The organism is Burkholderia sp. AcTa6-5, assembly GCF_017815075.1.
GTDB lineage: Bacteria > Pseudomonadota > Gammaproteobacteria > Burkholderiales > Burkholderiaceae > Burkholderia > Burkholderia sola.
In genome coordinates, this window is record NZ_JAGIQE010000079.1 from 1 (window position 1) to 647 (window position 647).

Genomic DNA, 647 nt, shown 5'->3' on the forward strand with positions numbered 1-647 from the left:
CTTGTCTACCGCTACCGCGTGAAGTCGCTCAACGGACTGCTCAACAAGCAGAGCCGTGCGGTGAACTACGTCTGGAACTACTGCAACGACACGCAGAAGCACGCGCTCAAGTGGGGCAAGAAGTGGCCTACAGGATTCGACCTGAACGTGCTGACGACGGGGAGCAGCAAGGAACTCGGTATTCACTCCGGCACGGTCAACGCGACGTGCGAGCAATACGCGAGGTCGCGCAGCCAGCACCGTCGGCCCTACCTGCGCTATCGCGGCAGGAAATCGCTGGGCTGGGTGCCGCTGAAGGGCCGTGACCTGAAGCGCGAGGGCGATGCGTTTCGTTTCGCCGGCAACACCTTTCGCGTGTTCAACAGCCGGCCGCTTCCCGAAGGCAAGATCAAGGATGGGACCAACTTCGCGCAGGATGCGCGCGGCAATTGGTTCTTGAACATCGTGATCGAGATGCCGGATGTTCAGGCTCGTCCGATCCGTTCCGGTGTCGGCATCGATCTCGGCCTGAAAGACTTCGCCACACTTTCGACCGGAGAAAAACTGCCGAATGACCGGTTCGGCCGACGCGCGGCGGAAAAGCTGGCGAAAGCGCAACGGGCGCGAAAGCACAAGCGGCATATCGCGAAGCTGCACGCCAAGGTCGC

Annotated in this window: 1 protein-coding gene; it reads left to right on the forward strand. The window is 61.4% G+C overall.

Annotated elements, in window-relative coordinates:
• Positions 1-647 (forward strand): transposase (locus J8I33_RS34285; protein ID WP_245172635.1); only part of this gene is annotated, 647 nt, incomplete at both ends.